At 62.0% G+C, this 17961-nt stretch carries 16 protein-coding genes; 10 read left to right on the forward strand and 6 right to left on the reverse strand.

The genetic code is table 11. The annotated features are described in order from the left end of the window. Genes ACSSVC_RS06410 through ACSSVC_RS06425 form a run of 4 tightly spaced genes read left to right on the forward strand, consistent with a single transcriptional unit; the run spans position 1 to position 3553 of the window. Positions 1 to 885: a DUF6625 family protein gene (locus tag ACSSVC_RS06410; protein ID WP_346634525.1), complete on the forward strand. Its 885-nt coding sequence runs from the start codon at positions 1 to 3 to the stop codon at positions 883 to 885. Further along, positions 882 to 2033, forward strand: coding sequence for a glycosyltransferase (locus ACSSVC_RS06415; protein WP_346634526.1), 1152 nt, complete (start codon positions 882 to 884; stop codon positions 2031 to 2033). Before ACSSVC_RS06410 ends, ACSSVC_RS06415 begins: the two co-directional genes overlap by 4 nt. Further along, positions 2033 to 2917: a glycosyltransferase gene (locus ACSSVC_RS06420; RefSeq protein WP_346634527.1), complete on the forward strand. Its 885-nt coding sequence runs from the start codon at positions 2033 to 2035 to the stop codon at positions 2915 to 2917. The genes ACSSVC_RS06415 and ACSSVC_RS06420 overlap by 1 nt, the downstream gene beginning before the upstream one ends. A 15-nt stretch (positions 2918 to 2932) precedes the next feature. Further along, positions 2933 to 3553 (forward strand): CatB-related O-acetyltransferase, encoded by a 621-nt coding sequence (locus tag ACSSVC_RS06425; protein WP_346634528.1) that lies wholly within the window; start codon positions 2933 to 2935, stop codon positions 3551 to 3553. An 83-nt stretch (positions 3554 to 3636) separates the two neighbouring features. Here the strand turns inward: ACSSVC_RS06425 and ACSSVC_RS06430 are convergent, their stop codons facing one another. Continuing rightward, on the reverse strand, positions 3637 to 5499 hold the full coding sequence (locus ACSSVC_RS06430) for an O-antigen ligase family protein (protein WP_492612089.1): 1863 nt from the start codon (positions 5497 to 5499) through the stop codon (positions 3637 to 3639). A 156-nt stretch (positions 5500 to 5655) separates the two neighbouring features. Here ACSSVC_RS06430 and msbA point away from each other — a divergent pair, with 156 nt between their 5' ends. The 4 genes from msbA to hldE all read left to right on the forward strand — a co-directional run bounded on the left by msbA (position 5656) and on the right by hldE (position 10496). Continuing rightward, entirely contained in the window at positions 5656 to 7461 is a 1806-nt protein-coding gene (msbA, locus tag ACSSVC_RS06435; protein ID WP_346634530.1) for a lipid A export permease/ATP-binding protein MsbA, read from the forward strand. 190 nt (positions 7462 to 7651) lie between these two features. Beyond that, positions 7652 to 8356, forward strand: coding sequence for a sulfotransferase family 2 domain-containing protein (locus tag ACSSVC_RS06440; RefSeq protein WP_346634531.1), 705 nt, complete (start codon positions 7652 to 7654; stop codon positions 8354 to 8356). Then, on the forward strand, positions 8349 to 8960 hold the full coding sequence (cysC, locus tag ACSSVC_RS06445) for an adenylyl-sulfate kinase (RefSeq protein WP_346634532.1): 612 nt from the start codon (positions 8349 to 8351) through the stop codon (positions 8958 to 8960). Before ACSSVC_RS06440 ends, cysC begins: the two co-directional genes overlap by 8 nt. A gap of 102 nt (positions 8961 to 9062) precedes the next feature. Beyond that, entirely contained in the window at positions 9063 to 10496 is a 1434-nt protein-coding gene (gene hldE / locus ACSSVC_RS06450; protein ID WP_346634533.1) for a bifunctional D-glycero-beta-D-manno-heptose-7-phosphate kinase/D-glycero-beta-D-manno-heptose 1-phosphate adenylyltransferase HldE, read from the forward strand. A 48-nt stretch (positions 10497 to 10544) separates the two neighbouring features. Here the strand turns inward: hldE and ACSSVC_RS06455 are convergent, their stop codons facing one another. The 4 genes from ACSSVC_RS06455 to ACSSVC_RS06470 all read right to left on the reverse strand — a co-directional run bounded on the left by ACSSVC_RS06455 (position 10545) and on the right by ACSSVC_RS06470 (position 14012). After that, entirely contained in the window at positions 10545 to 11516 is a 972-nt protein-coding gene (locus tag ACSSVC_RS06455) for a metal ABC transporter ATPase (RefSeq protein ID WP_404938120.1), read from the reverse strand. A gap of 41 nt (positions 11517 to 11557) precedes the next feature. Continuing rightward, positions 11558 to 12370 carry an aldo/keto reductase gene (locus ACSSVC_RS06460; protein WP_346634535.1) on the reverse strand — a complete coding sequence of 271 codons (813 nt, stop codon included), beginning with the start codon at positions 12368 to 12370 and terminating at the stop codon, positions 11558 to 11560. Then, positions 12367 to 13542 (reverse strand): NAD(P)/FAD-dependent oxidoreductase, encoded by a 1176-nt coding sequence (locus ACSSVC_RS06465; RefSeq protein ID WP_346634536.1) that lies wholly within the window; start codon positions 13540 to 13542, stop codon positions 12367 to 12369. Before ACSSVC_RS06465 ends, ACSSVC_RS06460 begins: the two co-directional genes overlap by 4 nt. A gap of 137 nt (positions 13543 to 13679) precedes the next feature. Continuing rightward, positions 13680 to 14012: a DMT family transporter gene (locus ACSSVC_RS06470; protein ID WP_011058907.1), complete on the reverse strand. Its 333-nt coding sequence runs from the start codon at positions 14010 to 14012 to the stop codon at positions 13680 to 13682. A 111-nt stretch (positions 14013 to 14123) separates the two neighbouring features. On the opposite strand from ACSSVC_RS06470, the gene ACSSVC_RS06475 reads away from it, so the two are divergent. Continuing rightward, positions 14124 to 15008, forward strand: coding sequence for a LysR family transcriptional regulator (locus ACSSVC_RS06475; protein ID WP_346634624.1), 885 nt, complete (start codon positions 14124 to 14126; stop codon positions 15006 to 15008). Positions 15009 to 15030: 22 nt separating this feature from the next. Beyond that, entirely contained in the window at positions 15031 to 16311 is a 1281-nt protein-coding gene (waaA, locus tag ACSSVC_RS06480; RefSeq protein WP_346634537.1) for a lipid IV(A) 3-deoxy-D-manno-octulosonic acid transferase, read from the forward strand. Positions 16312 to 16387: 76 nt separating this feature from the next. Here waaA and ACSSVC_RS06485 read toward each other — a convergent pair whose 3' ends face one another. After that, positions 16388 to 17818 carry a TolC family outer membrane protein gene (locus tag ACSSVC_RS06485; RefSeq protein ID WP_346634538.1) on the reverse strand — a complete coding sequence of 477 codons (1431 nt, stop codon included), beginning with the start codon at positions 17816 to 17818 and terminating at the stop codon, positions 16388 to 16390. Between the last annotated feature and the right edge of the window lie 143 nt (positions 17819 to 17961).

Genomic DNA, 17961 nt, shown 5'->3' on the forward strand with positions numbered 1-17961 from the left:
GTGATCAATCCACGCCCGCGAATCCTGTTTCTCATGCCCTATTTCGGGCGCTGGCCATTCTGGCTGCCGTTTTTTCTCGAAAGCTGCCGACGCAATCCGGATATCGACTGGTTGTTTTTCAGCGATTGCGGGACTCCGGAGAATCTGCCGCCTAACGTCCAGTTTGAAAGCATCAGCTTTGCTGATTACTGCGCTTTGGTATCCCAGCGCCTGAACATCGATTTTGCGCCCAATGCGGCCTACAAGCTCTGTGATATCAGGCCAGCAATGGGGTATATCCATATTGATCGGCTGGAGGGCTACGACTTCTGGGCTTTCGGCGATATCGACCTGGTCTACGGTGACCTGCGGGCCTACTTCACCGCGGATCGTCTGGCGAAGTATGACCTGTTCTCCACCCACGAGCGTCGCGTCGCTGGGCACTTGTGCCTGATACGCAACAGCGCCCGCCAGCTTGAGTTGTTCAGGCAGATCAAGGACTGGCAGACGCGCTTTACCGATCAGCAGCATCACGCACTGGATGAAGGGGCGTTCAGTCGGATTTTTCTCTGGCGCAAGAACTTCCCGAAGCCGCTGTTCAAGCTGGTGGGCAAGTTCAATCCATGGCGCCGTCGCAGCGAGTTCACTGAGGCGTTCAGTACGCCGGGCGGAGTGATCGATTGGCATGACGGCAGTCGTGATTTTCCGACGCGCTGGTACTGGAAGGATGGGCATCTGACCAATGACCGCGACGGCGCCCGCAGTTTTCCGTATTTCCACTTTGTGTGTTGGAAGCGCAATGAGTGGTCGGACTTGCCGGAGCATGATGCCCAGGAAGTCCAGGCCCTGGCCAGCGAGTCGTCCTGGGTCATCGATGCCACAGGTTTTCATCGGGGAGAGTTATGAGCCAGCGCTTCAAGGTCCTGCAGCTGCAGCCGGACTACAACGTCAAGTCTCACGACTTCGCCGATCTGGCCGAGCAGATTGTCAAGGCTTTGCCGGCTGAGCGATATGAAGTCACCGCGGCCTTCCTGCGGGGGCGCCCCGGGCCGAACGATCCGGTAAGCCGGGCTGCGCATTCGGTGTATTTCGAATTTTCCGACAAGTCTCTCAAGGGCATGCGCCTGCGGGCCATGTGGCGGCTGTATCAGTTCTGCCGCAAGGAAAAATTCGACGTGGTGATCTGCAATCGCTTCAAGCCAGTGAACATGATGTTGACCCTCAACCGTTGGTTGAAGGCCCCACTGTGCATCGGCATTTCCCACGGTTTTGGTGAGTACGACCGGTTTTACCGGCGGCGCCAGACACAGCGCCTGATCGACCGGCACTGGCGCTTTGTCGGTGTGTCGCCCGCGGTCAAGCAGTACCTGCTGGATTGCCAGTGCGGCTTCACCGATCAGAACACCTGGGCGATCACCAACGCCATCGATATCGAACAGGCCGAAGCCTTGCAGCATTCCCGCGAGCGCTCTCGTGAACTGTTGGGGTTGGACCCTTCAGTGCGCCTGATCGGCGCTCTGGGGCGCCTGGTGCCAGTCAAGGGCCACACTTACCTGCTGCAGGCATTTGCTCAGCTCAAGGACAAGTACCCACAGACTCAACTGGCGATCATTGGCGCCGGGCGCGAAGAGGCCAATCTGCGCGCCGAGATCGAGCGTCTGGGGCTGCAGGGTCGGGCCCATCTGCTGGGCTTCAAGGAGAACGCCCTGCAGTACGTGCGTGCCTTCGACATCTGGACCATGCCGTCGCTGGCCGAAGGCTTGGGCCTGGCGCTGCTGGAGGGCATGAGCGGGCAGTTGCCGGTGATCGCTTCCAATGTGCCGGCGATGCTGCCGCTGATCGAAGGGGCCGGTGGCCTGGCGGTGGAACCGGCCAATGTGCCGGCGCTGAAGGCGGCCCTGGACAATTACCTGGGGCTCTCCGATGAGGCGCTGGCCGACAAGGGCCAGCAAGCGTATCGCTATCTGCAGAAAGAACATGATATCGAGGTGTTCCGCGAGGAGTACCTGCAATTGATTGACTCGGGATTGAGTCAGGCGGGCAAGAGGCAGTAATGACAGACCAGCAACCTGTGGTGACGGTAATCATCGCCTCCTACAACCACGCGCCCTATATCGAGCAGAGCATTCTCAGTGTGCTCAACCAGACCTATTCGAACATCGAACTGCTGGTTGTGGATGACGGTTCAAGCGATGACAGCGTCGAGCGTATCCGGCGTTTGCAGGCGTTGCATGGTTTCGACTTCCGCGTCCAGCAGAATCAGGGGCTGACCAATACCCTCAATGGCGCCATCGCTCGGGCCAAAGGCAGCCTGATCGTGCCCTTCGGCTCCGACGACATTATGCTGCCCGAGCGTATCGCGACCCAGGTGGCGTACCTGGACGGCAAGCCTGAAGTCGGGATCTGTGCCGGCAATATCGAGTTGATCGACAGCGATGGCAACCTGTTTCCCGAAAATCGCCAGCGCCGTGACGTGCCGTTCCGGCGTCTGGACTTCGATGACATGTTCCTTGAGCGCAAGCCTTACCCGCCAGCGCCGACGTTGATGATTCGCCGTGAGGCACTGGAGAAGGTCGGTGGTTTCGACCCGAGTATCCGCCTTGAGGACTTGCTGATCGAGCTGAAGATCACCCATGCGGGCTACTTTATCGATGGCTTGAACGTATTGATGGCGCGTTATCGCAAGCACGCCACCAACTCCTACAAGAACCACCGCTTCATGATCGACAACATCCTGCGCACCTACGCTTTGTTCAGTGAGCATCCGCTGTACGAGGAGGTGCGCTACAAGTTCCTCAGCTCGATGTTCCTCAAGGTGTCCAACCGCGATCGGAAACTGGCTCGTGAATTGTTGTCGCAGATCCCGTTCAAGGCCTGGAACAAGAAAACCTGGCGTGGGCTGGGTCGTCTGTATTTTTCGCCGCTGGAAAAAGACTGAAGGGGGCGCCGGAGCATGGGCTGGATTCAACGCTTTCTTGAAAAGCGCGCCAAGCGTGCGATCCGCAAATTGCCGAAAATCGAACGCGGCGTGGTGCGCTTCCAGCAGCGTTATCCGGGTTACAGCATTGGCCGCGGCAGTTATGGCTTGCCTGAGGTGCATGACTGGCAGGAAGGCTCGACCCTGAGCATTGGCGCTTACTGCTCGATCGCCGAAGGCGTGCAGATTTTTCTCGGTGGCCACCACCGTGCGGACTGGGTCAGCACCTATCCCTTTCCCGCAATGCTGCCCCAGGCCGCGCATATCAGCGGTTATGCCGGCACCAATGGCGATGTGCGGGTGGGCAGTGATGTGTGGTTGTGCTCCAACAGCACACTGTTGTCCGGTGTGACCATTGGCCATGGCGCGATTGTCGCGGCGGGGGCCTTGGTCACCAAGGATGTGGAGCCCTATGCGGTGGTCGGTGGCAATCCGGCGCGCTTCCTGCGGTGGCGCTTCCCCGAAGAACAGCGCCAGCAGTTGTTGCAGAGTGCCTGGTGGGACTGGCCGGAAGCCGAGTTGCACGGGCTTGCCGACAAGCTGTGCAGCGATGATATCGAAGCCTTCCTGGCCTATGCCCGGCAGCGTCAGGCCTGACGTTCAGCGGCTCAATCCCCTGTGCCCCGATACCCTGGCAGCCTTGTGCGGCTACCAGGGTACGGATGTGGGTGTGCAGGGCTTCAGTGGGCGCCTTGGCGCTCGTCGCTCGCAGGCAGTTGCTTGAGCAGGCCGGTTGCACGGGACATCGAGGTGGGCAGGGCATAACCGACCTGTAGTGCGTTCAGGTGCTCCTTGAACAGCCAGCCACGATCTTCGGTATAGCGCTGCATGTGCCGCAGATTGCGCTGGCGCAGTGAAGTTCTCAGTGAGGAGGGGTAAACCCGCAGATCGGCAAGATCGATCAGGCCGAACTCGCCATTCTCCAGCACCAGCACATTGGCCAGATGCAGCGAGCGAAAGTACACCCCTTGTTCATGCAGTCGTGCCATGAACGTACCGAAGTCCTTGATCAGCTGCGCGCGCTCGTCTGCCGAGCCTGCCAATTGCAGGCGCTGGCGCAGGGTCTGCCCAGGCAGTGGCTGGTAGCGCACGGCGTTGCTGCCGTCGGCAAGTCGGTACAGGCCCAGGATGACCGGGGTGATAATGCCCAGATCACGTAATTGCTCGCTGTTTGCGGCAAAGCGCTCGGAGTAGGGGTTGAACCCTCCTGAGGTGTACCAGCGACGAGGGCGGAACAGCTTGAAGAAACTGCCATCCTCCAGACGCAGGACCTTGGGCCCCAGGCCATCGGCTTCGATGACCTGGGCATTGGCGAGCAGTTGTTCGGCTGCGGCCGGGGTCAGTGAGGCTACCTGCAGGGGCGGCGAACGTTTGGCGCGCTGGTGAATGCACAGGGCAGCGATCAGGGCCAGGGGGATCCACAGCAGGAACCAGTGCTCCTTTGGACGCGAAAGAATCCCGCCGCCTTCTGTCAGACCGGCGCCAATACCAAAGACCAACCAGCTGGAAGCCAGGATCAGCAAGGGGGTGGCGCGAAGCTGCCAGCTCTTGAGCAGGGCCCAGGCCTGCATGAACAGCCACGGCAGCAGGCCGAAGATGCCCACATAGTAGAGAACCCCCAGGGCAAAGTTGTGTGGCTCCTCCAGGAGGAAGCCGATACCCGGGTCCAGGGACAGGCTGGCGTTATAGCCATGACCGATCCAGGGATGATTGACGATCTGTTCCAGCGCCAGGCGCCAGAGGTCGAAGCGCGAAGAGCTGCCACGCTCCAGAAGCATCTGCGAGAACAGGAGCAGGACCGCCGCGCCGCCTACTGCCATGCCCGCAAGCAGCATCAACGAGCGACGGTTCCAGCTGATGAAGCTCAGCCAGAGAGCGGCCAGGGTCAGCGCCACCAAGGGCGTCCTGGAACCGGTGGCAATCAGTGCGGCAAACATGATGGCCATTGCCGGAATGCTCAGCCAGAGCATCTGGTAGCGGCGACAGGTCATGCTCAGGCTCAGCCAGTAGACGCAGAAGAACCCGAAGACGTGGGAGCTCAGCAGCGGATTGTCAAAGGCTCCGGCACCCACCATGCGCAGATCGGGGGTGTGGTAGCGAACGAAGACATACAGATTGAAGATCGAGGCGAGCAGGGCAACGATCGCCGCGCAGAAGATCAGTGGCTGCAATATGTCATTGCGATAGCGAACCAGCAGGGTACAGCCGGCAAACAGCATCAGCGTATGCAAAGGGGTCTTGATCTCTCCCAGCACGCTGTCGACCGGCGGGCTCCAGGCCAGGCTGGCGATGGCCCAGGTACAGAACAGCAGCATGGCGATGAAGATAGGTTCGCGCAGCAGTCCTTTCAGTTCGCTGGGGCGTGTGCATAGGGCAATCAGCGTCGGGATGCTGAACAGGCCGTAGTACAGCTTGTGCAACAGGCTGCGGCCGGGGAGGAAAAACAGCGCGCAGAGCAGTAATAGATACCCTAGCGGCAGAATCCACAGGCAAATGAAATCGAATACTCGATTCGACGTGTTGCGAAGAGCATTGGGTTGCATGCTTAGACGTTCATCCCGGAAGTTAAGCTGGCAATCATAACGATTAATACCGGGCGGTGTCGTTGGTCAGCTGAACAATCTCGGCCCCTTGGGAGTGCCGGTACCTCGAACAAGCTGTGCTAAAGTCAGCCTCCTTTTTGACGACATTCCCGTGATATGACCGACTCCAGTCCCAGCGCAAGCCCCTCGAGCTTGAAAATCTACTTCCGTCTGCTTGGCTATGTGCGGCCCTATATTGGTCTGTTTCTCATCAGCATCGTCGGGTTCCTGATCTTCGCTTCGACCCAGCCCATGCTCGGCTACATCCTCAAGTATTTCGTCGATGGCCTGTCCAATCCCGAGGCTGCGCTGTTTCCCACTGTGCCCTACTTGCGAGACATGCGGTTGCTGCAGGCGGTGCCGCTGTTGATCGTGCTGATCGCTGCCTGGCAGGGCCTGGGCTCCTACTTGGGGAACTACTTCCTGGCCAAGGTTTCCCTGGGGTTGGTGCATGACCTGCGGGTGCAGTTGTTCAACAACCTGCTGACCCTGCCCAATCGCTACTTCGACAAGCACAACTCCGGACACCTGATCTCGCGGATCACGTTCAACGTGACCATGGTCACGGGGGCGGCGACAGATGCGATCAAGGTGGTGATCCGCGAAGGCATGACGGTGATCTTCCTGTTCGCCTCGCTGTTATGGATGAACTGGCGCCTGACCCTGGTGATGATTGCCATCCTGCCGCTGATTGCGATCATGGTGCGTACCGCCAGCAAGAAATTCCGCAAGCAAAGCAAGAAGATCCAGGTTGCCATGGGCGACGTGACCCACGTTGCCTCGGAAACCATCCAGGGCTATCGGGTGGTGCGCAGCTTTGGCGGCGAGACCTATGAGCAGCAGCGCTTTCTGGCAGCCAGCCAGGGCAACACCGACAAGCAACTGCGCATGACCCGCACCGGCGCGATCTACACGCCGCTGCTGCAACTGGTGATCTACAGCGCCATGGCGGTGCTGATGTTCCTGGTCCTGTACCTGCGTGGCGATGCGTCGGCGGGGGAAATGGTGGCTTACATCACCATGGCCGGGCTGCTGCCCAAGCCGATCCGTCAGCTGTCGGAAGTCAGCTCCACCATCCAGAAAGGCGTGGCCGGTGCGGAAAGCATCTTCGAACAGTTGGACGTCGAGCCTGAGGTCGATCGTGGCACGGTGGAGCACGCCAGCATCAGTGGGCACTTGGAAGTGCGTAACCTGAGTTTCACTTATCCTGGTACTGAGCGTCAGGTGCTGGATGACATCAGTTTCAGCGTCGAGCCGGGAAAAATGGTCGCTCTGGTGGGGCGTTCCGGCAGCGGCAAGTCGACCCTGGCCAACCTGATCCCGCGCTTCTATCACCACGACAAGGGCCAGATCCTCCTGGATGGCACCGAGGTCGAAGATTACCGTCTGTTGAACCTGCGCCGGCATATCGCTCAGGTTACCCAGCACGTCACCCTGTTCAGCGACACCGTGGCCAATAACATTGCCTATGGCGATCTGGCCGGCGCACCACGGGCGGACATCGAAAAAGCAGCGGCCGACGCCTATGCCATGGACTTTATCGCCCAGTTGCCAGAAGGCCTCGACACTCAGGTCGGGGAGAACGGCGTGCTGCTTTCAGGTGGCCAGCGTCAGCGCCTGGCGATTGCCCGGGCCTTGTTGAAGAATGCACCGCTGCTGATTCTCGACGAGGCCACCTCGGCCCTGGACACCGAGTCCGAGCGGCATATCCAGGCCGCCCTGGACAAGGTCATGAAGGGACGCACCACCCTGGTGATCGCGCACCGTCTGTCCACTATCGAGAAGGCGGACATGATCCTGGTCATGGATCAGGGACGGATTGTCGAGCGCGGCACTCACGCCCAGTTGCTGGCCCAGAATGGCTACTACTCGCGGTTGCATGCCATGGGCCTGGAAGAGCCCGCACCCAGCGGTATCGCCTGAGTCTTCCCGGGGAGCGGGCCCGCTCGCTCCCCGGAGCCTCCAGGGTGTGCAAGGCACCTTGGCATCATTTGTATAACCCGCCTTACAGTCTTGACCAAGGCTAAATAATTCTGCGTTTCTCGCTTGTTATGGTTCCCGCCTGAATCTTCGAACGGATCGAGAGGGCCATCCTTCTCGCGTGGGTATCGCAATGCTGCAACGTTTTGTGTGGAAGTTATTACCCAAGACCCAGCGTCATTTCCTGTTGGGTCGCCTGTCGGTGGTGGATCGTCAGGTGGTGAACAAGTCCATGTCCGCCAATGTGCGTTTTCCCGATGCTTTTGCCCGTCATTCCTGCCTGTTTATCCACGTTCCCAAGTGTGCCGGCAGCAGCGTCTGCTCGGCCTTGTTCGATGGCTGGATGCCGGGTCACCTGCCGCTGTACTGGTATGAGCAACAGTTCCCACAGGCGTTTTCCAGCAGTTTCAAGTTCGCCTTCGTCCGTGATCCCCTGGAACGTGCCTACTCGGCCTATGCCTTTTTACGGGGCAACCGCCTGGGGCGACGGGATCAGGCGGCCCAGAGTCTGGTGACGCACTACCGGGACTTCGACGACTTCGTCGGCCGCTGGCTGCATTCGGAGAATATTCACAGGCAGATGCATTTTGCGCCCCAGAGCGACTTCCTCACCGACTCCCTGGGGCGCCTGGCCCTGGACTTCGTCGGCTATCAGGAGCACCTGCAACGTGACTTCCAGCTGCTGTGCCAGCAGTTGGGGGTCGATGCCCAACTGCCCCATGTCAACGGCACTGCACAACGCCGCACCACGCCTGTCAGGGAATTCTGCTCGGTACGCACTCGTCGCCTGGTGCGCCGTGTCTATCAACGCGACTACGAGATGCTGGGTTATGAATAAGCTCGCTTGTGCACCTCAGGAACAACTACAGATCCGCCCCTACAGCCTGTCGCTGTCCATCGAGGCCCGGGCCGCGCTCAAGCAGCAGAAGCCCTGTTGCCTTTGGCTGACCGGCTTGTCGGGGGCCGGCAAGTCGACCCTGGCCAACCTGTTGGAACTGCGCCTCAACGAGTTGGGCATGCATACCTTCGTCCTCGATGGCGACAATGTGCGCAGTGGCCTGTGCCGTGACCTGGGAATGGGGGCAGAGGCGCGCAAGGAAAACATCCGCCGCATGGCCGAGGTGGCGCGACTGATGGTGGAGGCTGGGCTGCTGGTGATCGTGTCGGCGATTTCACCGTTTCGCGCCGAGCGTGATGCTGCCCGGGCGCTGTTCGGGGCCGGACAGTTTATCGAGGTGTACATCAGCACACCGTTCGATGCCTGTGCCCGGCGCGACCCCAAGGGCCTGTATCAGGCGGCCCTGGAGGGCCGTATCAAGGATTTCACCGGCCTCGACAGTCCCTATGAAGCGCCACTGCAAGCCGATTGCGAGATCGATACCTCCAGCGTGGAGTTGCCGGAGGCGATCCGCCGGCTGCTGCAACTGTTGCCGCGCAAATGAACCGCAGGAAATCTTCGCCGGCCTCACTCAAGGCATAGAACTAGGCGGCGCCAACCCTGTGTTAATATCGCGCCCCTGTTCATTTTGTATGTGGGATGCTCCATGAAGTTGTCCATGCCGCGATTCGATCAAGCCCCTGTCTTGGTGGTCGGCGATGTCATGCTCGACCGTTACTGGCATGGTGGTACCTCACGGATTTCCCCTGAGGCGCCGGTGCCGGTGGTCAAGGTCGAGCAGATTGAGGACCGCCCGGGCGGTGCCGCCAACGTTGCCCTGAACATCGCCGCCCTCGGTGCGCCTGCTTCCCTGGTGGGCGTGACCGGTGACGATGAGGCTGCCGACAGCCTGGCTAACAGCCTGCAAGGTGCGGGTGTACGTGCACTGTTCCAGCGCATTGCCCACCAGCCGACCATCGTCAAGCTGCGGGTCATGAGCCGTCACCAACAGCTGCTGCGCATCGATTTTGAAGAACCCTTCGCCACCGACGCCCTGGCCCTGGCGGCCGAGGTTGACGCTCTGCTCGATGGCATCAAGGTGCTGGTGCTGTCCGACTACGGCAAAGGCGCTCTGCGCAACCACCAGGTGCTGATCGCGGCCGCGCGGGCCCGTGGCATTCCGGTGCTGGCGGACCCCAAGGGCAAGGATTTCTCCATCTACCGTGGTGCCAGCCTGATTACGCCGAACCTCAACGAGTTCGAAACCATCGTCGGCGGCTGCGCCGACGAGCACGAGCTGGTGAGCAAGGGCGCCAAGCTCATGCACGATCTGGAGCTGGGGGCACTGCTGGTGACCCGTGGCGAGCACGGCATGACCCTGCTGCGTCCGGAGCATCCGGCCCTGCATCTGCCGGCCCGTGCCCGTGAAGTGTTCGACGTCACCGGGGCCGGTGATACCGTGATCTCCACCCTGGCGGCAGCGATTGCCGCCGGTGAAGAGCTGCCCCACGCCGTGGGCCTGGCCAATCTGGCCGCGGGCATTGTGGTCGGCAAGCTGGGTACGGCGGCCATCAGTGCACCGGAGCTGCGTCGGGCGATCCAGCGCGAGGAAGGTTCCGAGCGTGGCGTCCTGAGTCTCGACCAGCTGTTGCTGGCCATCGATGATGCCCGGGCGCACAACGAGAAGATCGTGTTCACCAATGGCTGCTTCGACATCCTCCATGCCGGGCATGTGACCTACCTTGAGCAGGCCCGGGCCCAAGGTGACCGATTGATCGTGGCGATCAACGACGATGCTTCGGTCAGCCGCCTGAAGGGGCCTGGACGTCCGATCAACAGTGTCGACCGGCGCATGGCGGTGCTGGCGGGGCTGGGAGCCGTGGACTGGGTGATCAGCTTCCCTGAAGGCACTCCGGAAAACCTGCTGTCCCAAGTCCGCCCGGACGTGCTGGTCAAGGGCGGTGACTACGGCATCGATCAGGTGGTAGGCGCCGATATCGTCACGGCCTACGGCGGTACGGTGAAGGTGCTGGGATTGGTGGAGAACAGCTCCACCACCGCCATCGTCGAGAAGATCCGCAAGACCGACAAGGCCCAGTAACGGCTACAGTCTGAAAAAAGGCGCCTGTTCCAGGCGCTTTTTTTTGCCTCAGCCTTGGCGCCTGGCCTTGGCGGGAACCATCTTGCGCAGTATCTGCCGGGCCTTGCCGGTCAGGCGCGAAAGTTTCGAGTCCTTTTCCGGTTCGCTCAGGCCTCGTTGCCTGAGCCAGTCCTTCCAGCGAATCCGCTCCTCACGCACCACCCAGCCGTCCTGCTGGGCGAAGCTTTCCGCCAGGTACAGGCCGCGGGTGCTGGCCGGGTGCAGTTGGTCTTTCTTCAAGGTGTACAGCTCGGCGCAGGGCTGGCCATTGTCCAGGGGCATCAGGTAGAGATCCGGACGCTTGCGGTCCAGCCGCGCCACCAACTGGTCGCCCTCCAGCCGCTCGTCTACGTGGAACAGGCTCAGCGACTTGGCTTCCTTGGGGACGTCCAGGCGCAGGTCGTAGATCAGTTGCAAGGAGGCGGTGGGCAGGTGCACATAGGCCCGGGGTCGCTCCAGCAGTTGCAGGTTGGCGCAGCGTACCGGTCGCGCGGCTCCGGACAGCGGAGTCAGGCGAAAGGGCAGAGCCTCGCGGTAATGCAGGGCCCCGGCGTAAGGGGCGGGTAGCCAAGTGTCGTTGAAGCGCCCGCCGAGCCAGCCTTCCGGGGTTTCCAGCAGGCATTCCTCGGCGATTTCCTGGATGGCCGTGTGCAGCGGCAGGTTCAGTTCATGGGCGGGCACGTAGCCGGAGATCAGCTTGAGCACCACGTCACCGCGGTCCTGGCGTCGCTGGCGCACCAGCACCCAGTAGTCACGGTTCTGCCAGTGCAGGGTCAGGCGTACCGAAACCCCGAGGTTGGCCAGTTCCAAGGCAAACCTTTCGTTGTCGGCTACCGTCACTGCGCGTCGGCGCTGCAAGGTCTGAGCGAAGTTCAGCGGCATCCCGACGCTCTGGTAGCAGAGGCCTTCGGGAGTCGCTTCGACGAACAGGGGCAGGGTCTTGAAGTTGCTGGGATTCTTTCTAATCAGCGGTCGCGACATCTCGGCTCCTTCTTGCGTCGGGGTCGGCCGCGTCGGCGGCATCAGTTTTTGCCTAGAACCTGTGCCACGGTCGCCACGTTATGGGCCAGGTGTAACGGATTGATGGTCCCGACAATAGCACTGGCAACACCGGGCCGGTCAAACAGCAGTTCGAAGCTGGCCCGCACCGGATCGATGCCCGGGCTCAGGCAGACGTGGCCGCTGGCCAGGGCCTTTTTCACCAGGATGCCTTTGTGGTGGGCGGCGGCATAGTCAATGACCGCCCGCTCAGCCTGTTCGTTCAGATTGTAGGTAACCATGGCGCAATCGCCTTGCTCCAGAGCCTTCAAGCCGCCATCGACGGTTTTGCCGGAGAAGCCGAAGCCGCGGATCTTGCCCTCTTGCTTGAGCTGCGCCAGGGTCAGGTAGACCTCGCTGTGGTCGAGAATGGCCAAGTCGTTGCCGTCGGAATGCACCAGCACCAGGTCGATGAAGTCGGTTTCCAGGCGTTGCAGGCTGCGTTCCACGGACAGTCGGGTGTGAGCGGCACTGAAGTCGTGGCGGGACACGCCGTGGGCAAACTCTTCACCGACCTTGCTGACGATCACCCATTCCTGGCGCTGGCCGCGTAGCAGGGGGCCCAGGCGCTCTTCGCTGCGGCCGTAGGCGGGGGCGGTGTCGATCAGGTTGATGCCCAGGTCGCGGGTCAGCTTGAGCAGCATGCGGGCTTCCTGGTCATCCGGAATCTGGAAACCGCTGGGGTACTTCACCCCTTGGTCGCGGCCAAGCTTGACCGTGCCCAGGCCCAGGGGCGAAACCATCAGTCCGGTGCTGCCGATGGGGCGATGCAGGTTGTGCAGGGTTGGCTGGCTCATGGCAGCAGTTGCTCCCAGGCCGGTTGTGCCAGCGGGGGCTTGGGCAGGGTGGGGAGGGGATCACTGTGGCCTGGACGAATGCCGTCGCGCTCCAGGGCTGCGAGGACTCGATCGGCGAAGTCCGGCGCCAGGGCCAGTTTGGTCGGCCAGCCCACCAGCAGGCGATCCTGCTCGGCGAGGTAGGCGTTGTCCGGCCGAGTCAGCCCCGATTGCGCCGGCTCGGCCCGGTCCACCCGCAAGGTGGCCCATTGCGCTTGGCTCAGATCGACCCAGGGCAGCAACTGAGAAAGCTCTTTGCGGGCTGCAGCGATCTGCGCCGCTGGTTCCCGGGCCACGCCTTCGGCCTCGGCGATGTCGCCACCCAGGTACCAGACCCACTGACCATCGGCAGCTGGGTGAGTGGTGACGGTGATCCGGGGTTTGGGGCCGCCACCCAGGCAATGGGCGTACAGGGGTTTCAGGCTCGGTCCCTTGACCAGCACCATGTGCAACGGACGTCGTTGCATGGCCGGCTGGCTCAGGCCGACGGCCTTGAGCAGGTCGGCATTGCCGGCGCCGGCGCTGAGGACGATGCGTTGCGCGCGAATCTCGCGCTCATCGACCCGCAGGCCCACCAGTTGATCATTTTCCAGCAGAGGTTCGATTTTCTGCCCGGCCAGCAGGCTGTCGCCGCCCAGGTCCGCCAGACGCTGGATAACGCTGGGCACATCCACTACCAGTTCAGCCAGGCGATAGACCTTGCCTTTGAAGCGCTTGTCCTGCAGGGCCGGGGGCAGTTGCTCGCCCTTGACCTGATCGACCCGGCCGCGCACGGCCTTGCTGGCAAAGAAGCTGGTGAGGTTGCCGGCCAGAGTGCCAGGTGACCAGAGGTAGTGGGCCTCGGACAGCAGGCGCACGCCGGACAGGTCCAGCTCGCCGGTGCCGGCCAGGGCTTCGCGCCAGCGCCGCGGCATGTCGGCAATGGCTTCCGAAGCACCGGTGAGGGCGCCATGCAGGGCGTATTTGGCGCCTCCGTGGATGATCCCCTGGGATTTCACGCTCTGTCCGCCACCGAGGCTGGCGCTTTCCACCAGCACAGTGGAAAAGCCCTGGCGCCGCAGGCGGGCGTTGAGCCAGAGACCGGCGACGCCTGCGCCGACAATCAGCACATCGGTGGAAATAGCGGATGGCATGCAGCGACCTCAGTGTTCAAAACGAGAGGCGCAGTATACAGGCTCATGAATCTGTAGGAGCGGCCGGGCGAACCGCGTGACAGGTTGTCACGGGGTGGGCTGTTCGCCAGCAAGCCGGCTCCTGCATGAGGCGAGGGTCAGTGCCCGGCGGTTTTCGAGAACAGCTGGATCACCACGACCCCAAGGACGATCAGCGCCATGCCGAGCATGGCCGGGATATCCAGCTTCTGACCGTAGAGAAACAGCGCGGCGATGCTGACCATGACGATGCCCATGCCGGCCCACACTGCATAGGCCACGCCTACCGGGACGGTGCGCACCACCAGGGTCAGCATCCAGAAGGCCACGCCGTAGCCGACGATGATCAGCGCCAGGGGCAGCGGTGTGCTCAAGCCCTTGACCGCTTTCATTGAAACAGTGGCAATTACTTCCGCGCAGATGGCGATAGCCAGGTAGTAGTAAGCGTTCATGGGAGGGTTCCTCGTGTCTGGGACTGCTTTTCTGAGGTCGGCATTCTAGAGGCTGATCAGATGGGGTAAAGTCATTACCTATCTGTTATGGAGATAGGTTGCTCTATGAACATGCAATGGAACCTGGAGCAGCTGCGGCTGTTTGTCAGTGTCGCCGAATTGCGCTCGTTTTCTGCGGTGGCCCGCCAGCAGCGCAAGGCTCAGTCCGCCATCAGCAACGCCATTGCCCTGCTGGAGGAGGACTTGGGAGTCAGCCTGTTCGAACGCAGCAGCGGTCGTCAGCCAAAGCTCACCGAAGCGGGCAGTGCCTTGTTGCAGGAGGCCCGGGAAATCCTGCGCCAGTGTGATCGCCTCAATGGCCGTGCGCTGGCCTTGATGCGAGGCCAGGAGGCTCGGTTGCGCCTGGCCCAGGACGAGGCGATGCCCTATCAGCCGGTGCTCGACAGCCTCGAAGCTCTGGCCGAGCGCTTTCCCAGCCTGGAAGTGCAACTGGCCAGCGGTGCCCAGGGGGACGTGGCACGCAAGCTGGTGGAGCGCCGTGCCGACTTGGGGCTGCTGTTTCACCATGAGCAGATGCCGGAGACTCTGGAGCGTCGGGCCCTGGGGAGCGTCGAGATGGTCACCGTCTGCGCCGTGGGGCATCCGCTGGCCCATGAGAAGCGGGTCAACCGCCAGCTTCTGGCCCGGCACCGGCAGTTGCTGATCGCTCCCCAACTCAGTGGTTATCCCGGTGGGGAGCAGGTCAGCCCCCAGGTCTGGCGGGCTGACAGCTTTTATGTAATGGCTGAATGGCTGATGCGGGGCCTGGGCTGGGCCTGGCTGCCGCGGCATGTGGTGCAGTACCCGGCTTACCAGCACCAGATGGTCGAATTGGTCAGCGAATGGACCCCGCCGGCGCTGGTGGTGGAGTTGGCCTGGCGTCGCGATGAACCTTTGGGGCCGGCGGCGCGCTGGCTGGCGGAACGTTTTGCCGTGCACTTGAAGGCGATCGGCTAAAAAACCGATAAACTCCGCCGCCATGAATAGAACTCTCTATACCGCACTGTTTTACCTGGGGCTGCCATTGGTAGCGATTCGCCTGTGGCTGCGTTCGCGCAAGGCCCCGGCTTATGCCAAGCGCATTGGCGAGCGTTTCTCCCTGGGCTTGCCGGCCATGCAGACTGGCGGCATTTGGGTGCATGCGGTGTCTGTGGGCGAGAGCATCGCCGCCGCGCCGATGATTCGTGCCCTGTTGGCGCGTTATCCCCAGTTGCCGATCACTGTGACCTGCATGACGCCCACCGGCTCCGAGCGTATCCAGGCGCTGTTCGCCAATGAGCCGCGAATCCAGCATTGCTACCTGCCTTACGATCTGCCCTGCGCCGCGGCGCGGTTTCTTGACCGGGTGCAGCCCAAGCTGGCGGTGATCATGGAGACCGAGCTTTGGCCCAATCACATTGACCAGTGCGCCCGGCGCGGGATTCCGGTGGCCCTGGCCAATGCCCGGTTGTCCGAGCGTTCGGCCAAGGGCTATGGACGTTTTGCCCGGCTGACCGCGCCCATGTTGGGGCAAATGAGCCTGTTCGCGGTGCAGACCGAAGCCGAAGCCGAGCGTTTCCGTCAATTGGGTGCACGTCCCGAGACGGTCGAGGTCACAGGCTCGATCAAGTTCGACCTGAGCATTGACTCGCAACTGCTGGAGCGTGCCCGGGCGCTGCGCCAGCAATGGCAGGCCATGGAGCGCCCGGTGTGGATCGCCGCCAGTACCCACGAGGGTGAAGACGCCGTGGTACTCGACGCCCATCGGCAACTGCTGGCCAGTTACCCGAACGCCTTGCTGATCCTGGTGCCACGGCACCCGGAGCGCTTCAACTCGGTGTTCGAGCTGTGCCAACAACAGGGTTTTGCGACGGTTCGTCGGTCTTCCGGGGAGCCGGTAAGTGCCACCACTTCGGTCTTGCTGGGGGACACCATGGGCGAGTTGCTGTTCCTTTACGCCCTGGCCGACAGCGCTTTCGTCGGTGGCAGTCTGGTCGCCAATGGCGGGCACAACCTGCTGGAACCGGCGGCGCTGGCCAAGCCGGTGATCAGCGGACCGCACCTGTTCAACTTCCTGGAAATCGCCGCGATGCTGCGCGAGGCCGGTGCCCTGCAGGAGGTGGATGACGCTGAAGGGCTGGCGGTGGCGGTGCAGCGCCTGTTCGAGCTGCCCCGGGATGCGCAGAAGATGGCCGAGGCCGGGCTCAAGGTGCTCAAGGCCAATCAAGGGGCGTTGCAGCGTTTGCTCGAGGGTCTCGATCGCTTGCTCAAGGGGTGCTGAGCCTTAGCTCCGAAAGGGCTTTGCCGGCATGCAAAAAGGCCACCCATTTGGGTGGCCTTTTTTATTGCTTCAGGCTTCAGGGACGAGCCTTGAGTTGCTCTTGCGCGGCCTTGGCCAGGTCCGGCGGCAGGAAGTCGCGGTCCGGGTTGTAGTCGGCCTTGAGGTAGCGCGACAGGTCCTGCAGATCCCCGGGGTTGAGGGTGCCGGCGGCCTGCTTCAGGCGCAGGTTGTCGAGAATGTAGTCGTAGCGGCTGTTGTTGTAGTTGCGCACCGAGGTGTACAGCTGGCGCTGGGCATCGAGCACGTCGACGATATTGCGCGTCCCCACTTGGTAACCGATTTCCGTGGCTTCCACTGCGCTCTGGTTGGAGATGATCGACTGACGTCGGGCCTGGACCTGCTCGACATCGGTGTTCACTGCGCGGTGCAGGTTGCGGGTGTTCTCCACCACCTGGCGGCGCAGGGATTCACGCTGCTGTTCGGTCTGGCTCAGGCGCGAATAGGACTCGCGAACCTGGGAGCTGGTCAGGCCGCCGCTGTAGATCGGGATGTTCAACTGCAGGCCGATTGAGCGTTGTTCGACATCGCTGCCGTAGCGCGTCAACGGATTGGGGTTGCTGAAGCCCAGGGCGTCGTTGTCGCCTTTCTTGTACTGCGCCACGGCGTCCAGGGTCGGTGCGTGCCCGGCCTTGCGCTGCTTGAGGGTTTCCTCGGCGGCGCTGACGGCGTAGTTGCTGGCCAGCAGGTTGAGGTTCTGCTTGGCGGCGGTGTCGACCCAGGCCTTGGCATCGTTGGGCGTCGGCGCGAGCACCGGCAGGGTATGGACGATGCCCTGGATCGAGTTGTAATCACGATTGGTCAGGGTGATCAGGGCTTCGAAGGCGTCGTCCACCTGACGCTGGGCAAGGATGCGGTTGGCCCGGGCGGTGTCGTAGCTGGCCTGGGATTGCAGCACATCGGTCTTGTCCGACAGGCCCACATCGAAGCGCTCGTTGGACTGGTCCAGTTGGCGTTTGAAGGCGGCTTCCTCGGCCTTGGTCGAGGCCAGGTTGTCCTGGGCGCGCAGCACGGCGAAGTAGTTCTCCGCGCTTTGCAGGATCAGGTTCTGTTCGGTGGCCGAGAGTTGCAGCGAGGCCTGTTCGTTGATGTCCTTGGCCGCTTGCAACTGGAACCAGCGATCGGCGCGGAACAGCGGCTGGGCCAGGGTTGCCTGGTAGACGTTGCCGCTGCGGGTCGAGGTCATGGACGGTTCATCGAACTTGGTGCGGGTGTTGCTCATGTCCGCGCCGGCCGAAAGATTGGGCAGCAACCCGGCGCGAGCCTGGGGTACCACTTCCTTTTGGGCGCCGTACTGGGCGCGTGCAGCGGCCAGATCGGCATTGTTGTCCACCGCTTCCTGGTAGACGCTGACCAGGTCGGTCTTGGTGGTCAAAGGCGCTTCTGCTGCCCAGGCCATTCCATTGGACGCACAAGACACGGCAACAGCCAGTGAGAGTTTGCGCAGCATTCGGCGATCCCTAGAGTTGATATTACGGAGATAATCCAGGCGCCAAGGCTAAGGCGCGACCCATAGAGCGTCAAGGTTCGACACAGGGCAAGGAGTGTAGAGCCGCTGGCAGGTCGCAACAATCCGCTGATTACGCCATTCAT

Source organism: Pseudomonas sp. E1BtOHC1 (assembly GCF_058744285.1).

Coding starts and splice junctions, on each gene's coding strand:
- ACSSVC_RS06475 (WP_346634624.1), top strand. CDS start 14,124: ATGCAATGGAACCTGGAGCAGCTGCGGCTGTTTGTCAGTGTCGCCGAA.
- ACSSVC_RS06415 (WP_346634526.1), top strand. CDS start 882: ATGAGCCAGCGCTTCAAGGTCCTGCAGCTGCAGCCGGACTACAACGTC.
- hldE (WP_346634533.1), top strand. CDS start 9,063: ATGAAGTTGTCCATGCCGCGATTCGATCAAGCCCCTGTCTTGGTGGTC.
- ACSSVC_RS06465 (WP_346634536.1), bottom strand. CDS start 13,542: ATGCCATCCGCTATTTCCACCGATGTGCTGATTGTCGGCGCAGGCGTC.
- ACSSVC_RS06460 (WP_346634535.1), bottom strand. CDS start 12,370: ATGAGCCAGCCAACCCTGCACAACCTGCATCGCCCCATCGGCAGCACC.
- ACSSVC_RS06440 (WP_346634531.1), top strand. CDS start 7,652: ATGCTGCAACGTTTTGTGTGGAAGTTATTACCCAAGACCCAGCGTCAT.
- ACSSVC_RS06430 (WP_492612089.1), bottom strand. CDS start 5,499: ATGCAACCCAATGCTCTTCGCAACACGTCGAATCGAGTATTCGATTTC.
- msbA (WP_346634530.1), top strand. CDS start 5,656: ATGACCGACTCCAGTCCCAGCGCAAGCCCCTCGAGCTTGAAAATCTAC.
- cysC (WP_346634532.1), top strand. CDS start 8,349: ATGAATAAGCTCGCTTGTGCACCTCAGGAACAACTACAGATCCGCCCC.
- ACSSVC_RS06485 (WP_346634538.1), bottom strand. CDS start 17,818: ATGCTGCGCAAACTCTCACTGGCTGTTGCCGTGTCTTGTGCGTCCAAT.
- ACSSVC_RS06420 (WP_346634527.1), top strand. CDS start 2,033: ATGACAGACCAGCAACCTGTGGTGACGGTAATCATCGCCTCCTACAAC.
- ACSSVC_RS06425 (WP_346634528.1), top strand. CDS start 2,933: ATGGGCTGGATTCAACGCTTTCTTGAAAAGCGCGCCAAGCGTGCGATC.
- ACSSVC_RS06470 (WP_011058907.1), bottom strand. CDS start 14,012: ATGAACGCTTACTACTACCTGGCTATCGCCATCTGCGCGGAAGTAATT.
- ACSSVC_RS06455 (WP_404938120.1), bottom strand. CDS start 11,516: ATGTCGCGACCGCTGATTAGAAAGAATCCCAGCAACTTCAAGACCCTG.
- waaA (WP_346634537.1), top strand. CDS start 15,031: ATGAATAGAACTCTCTATACCGCACTGTTTTACCTGGGGCTGCCATTG.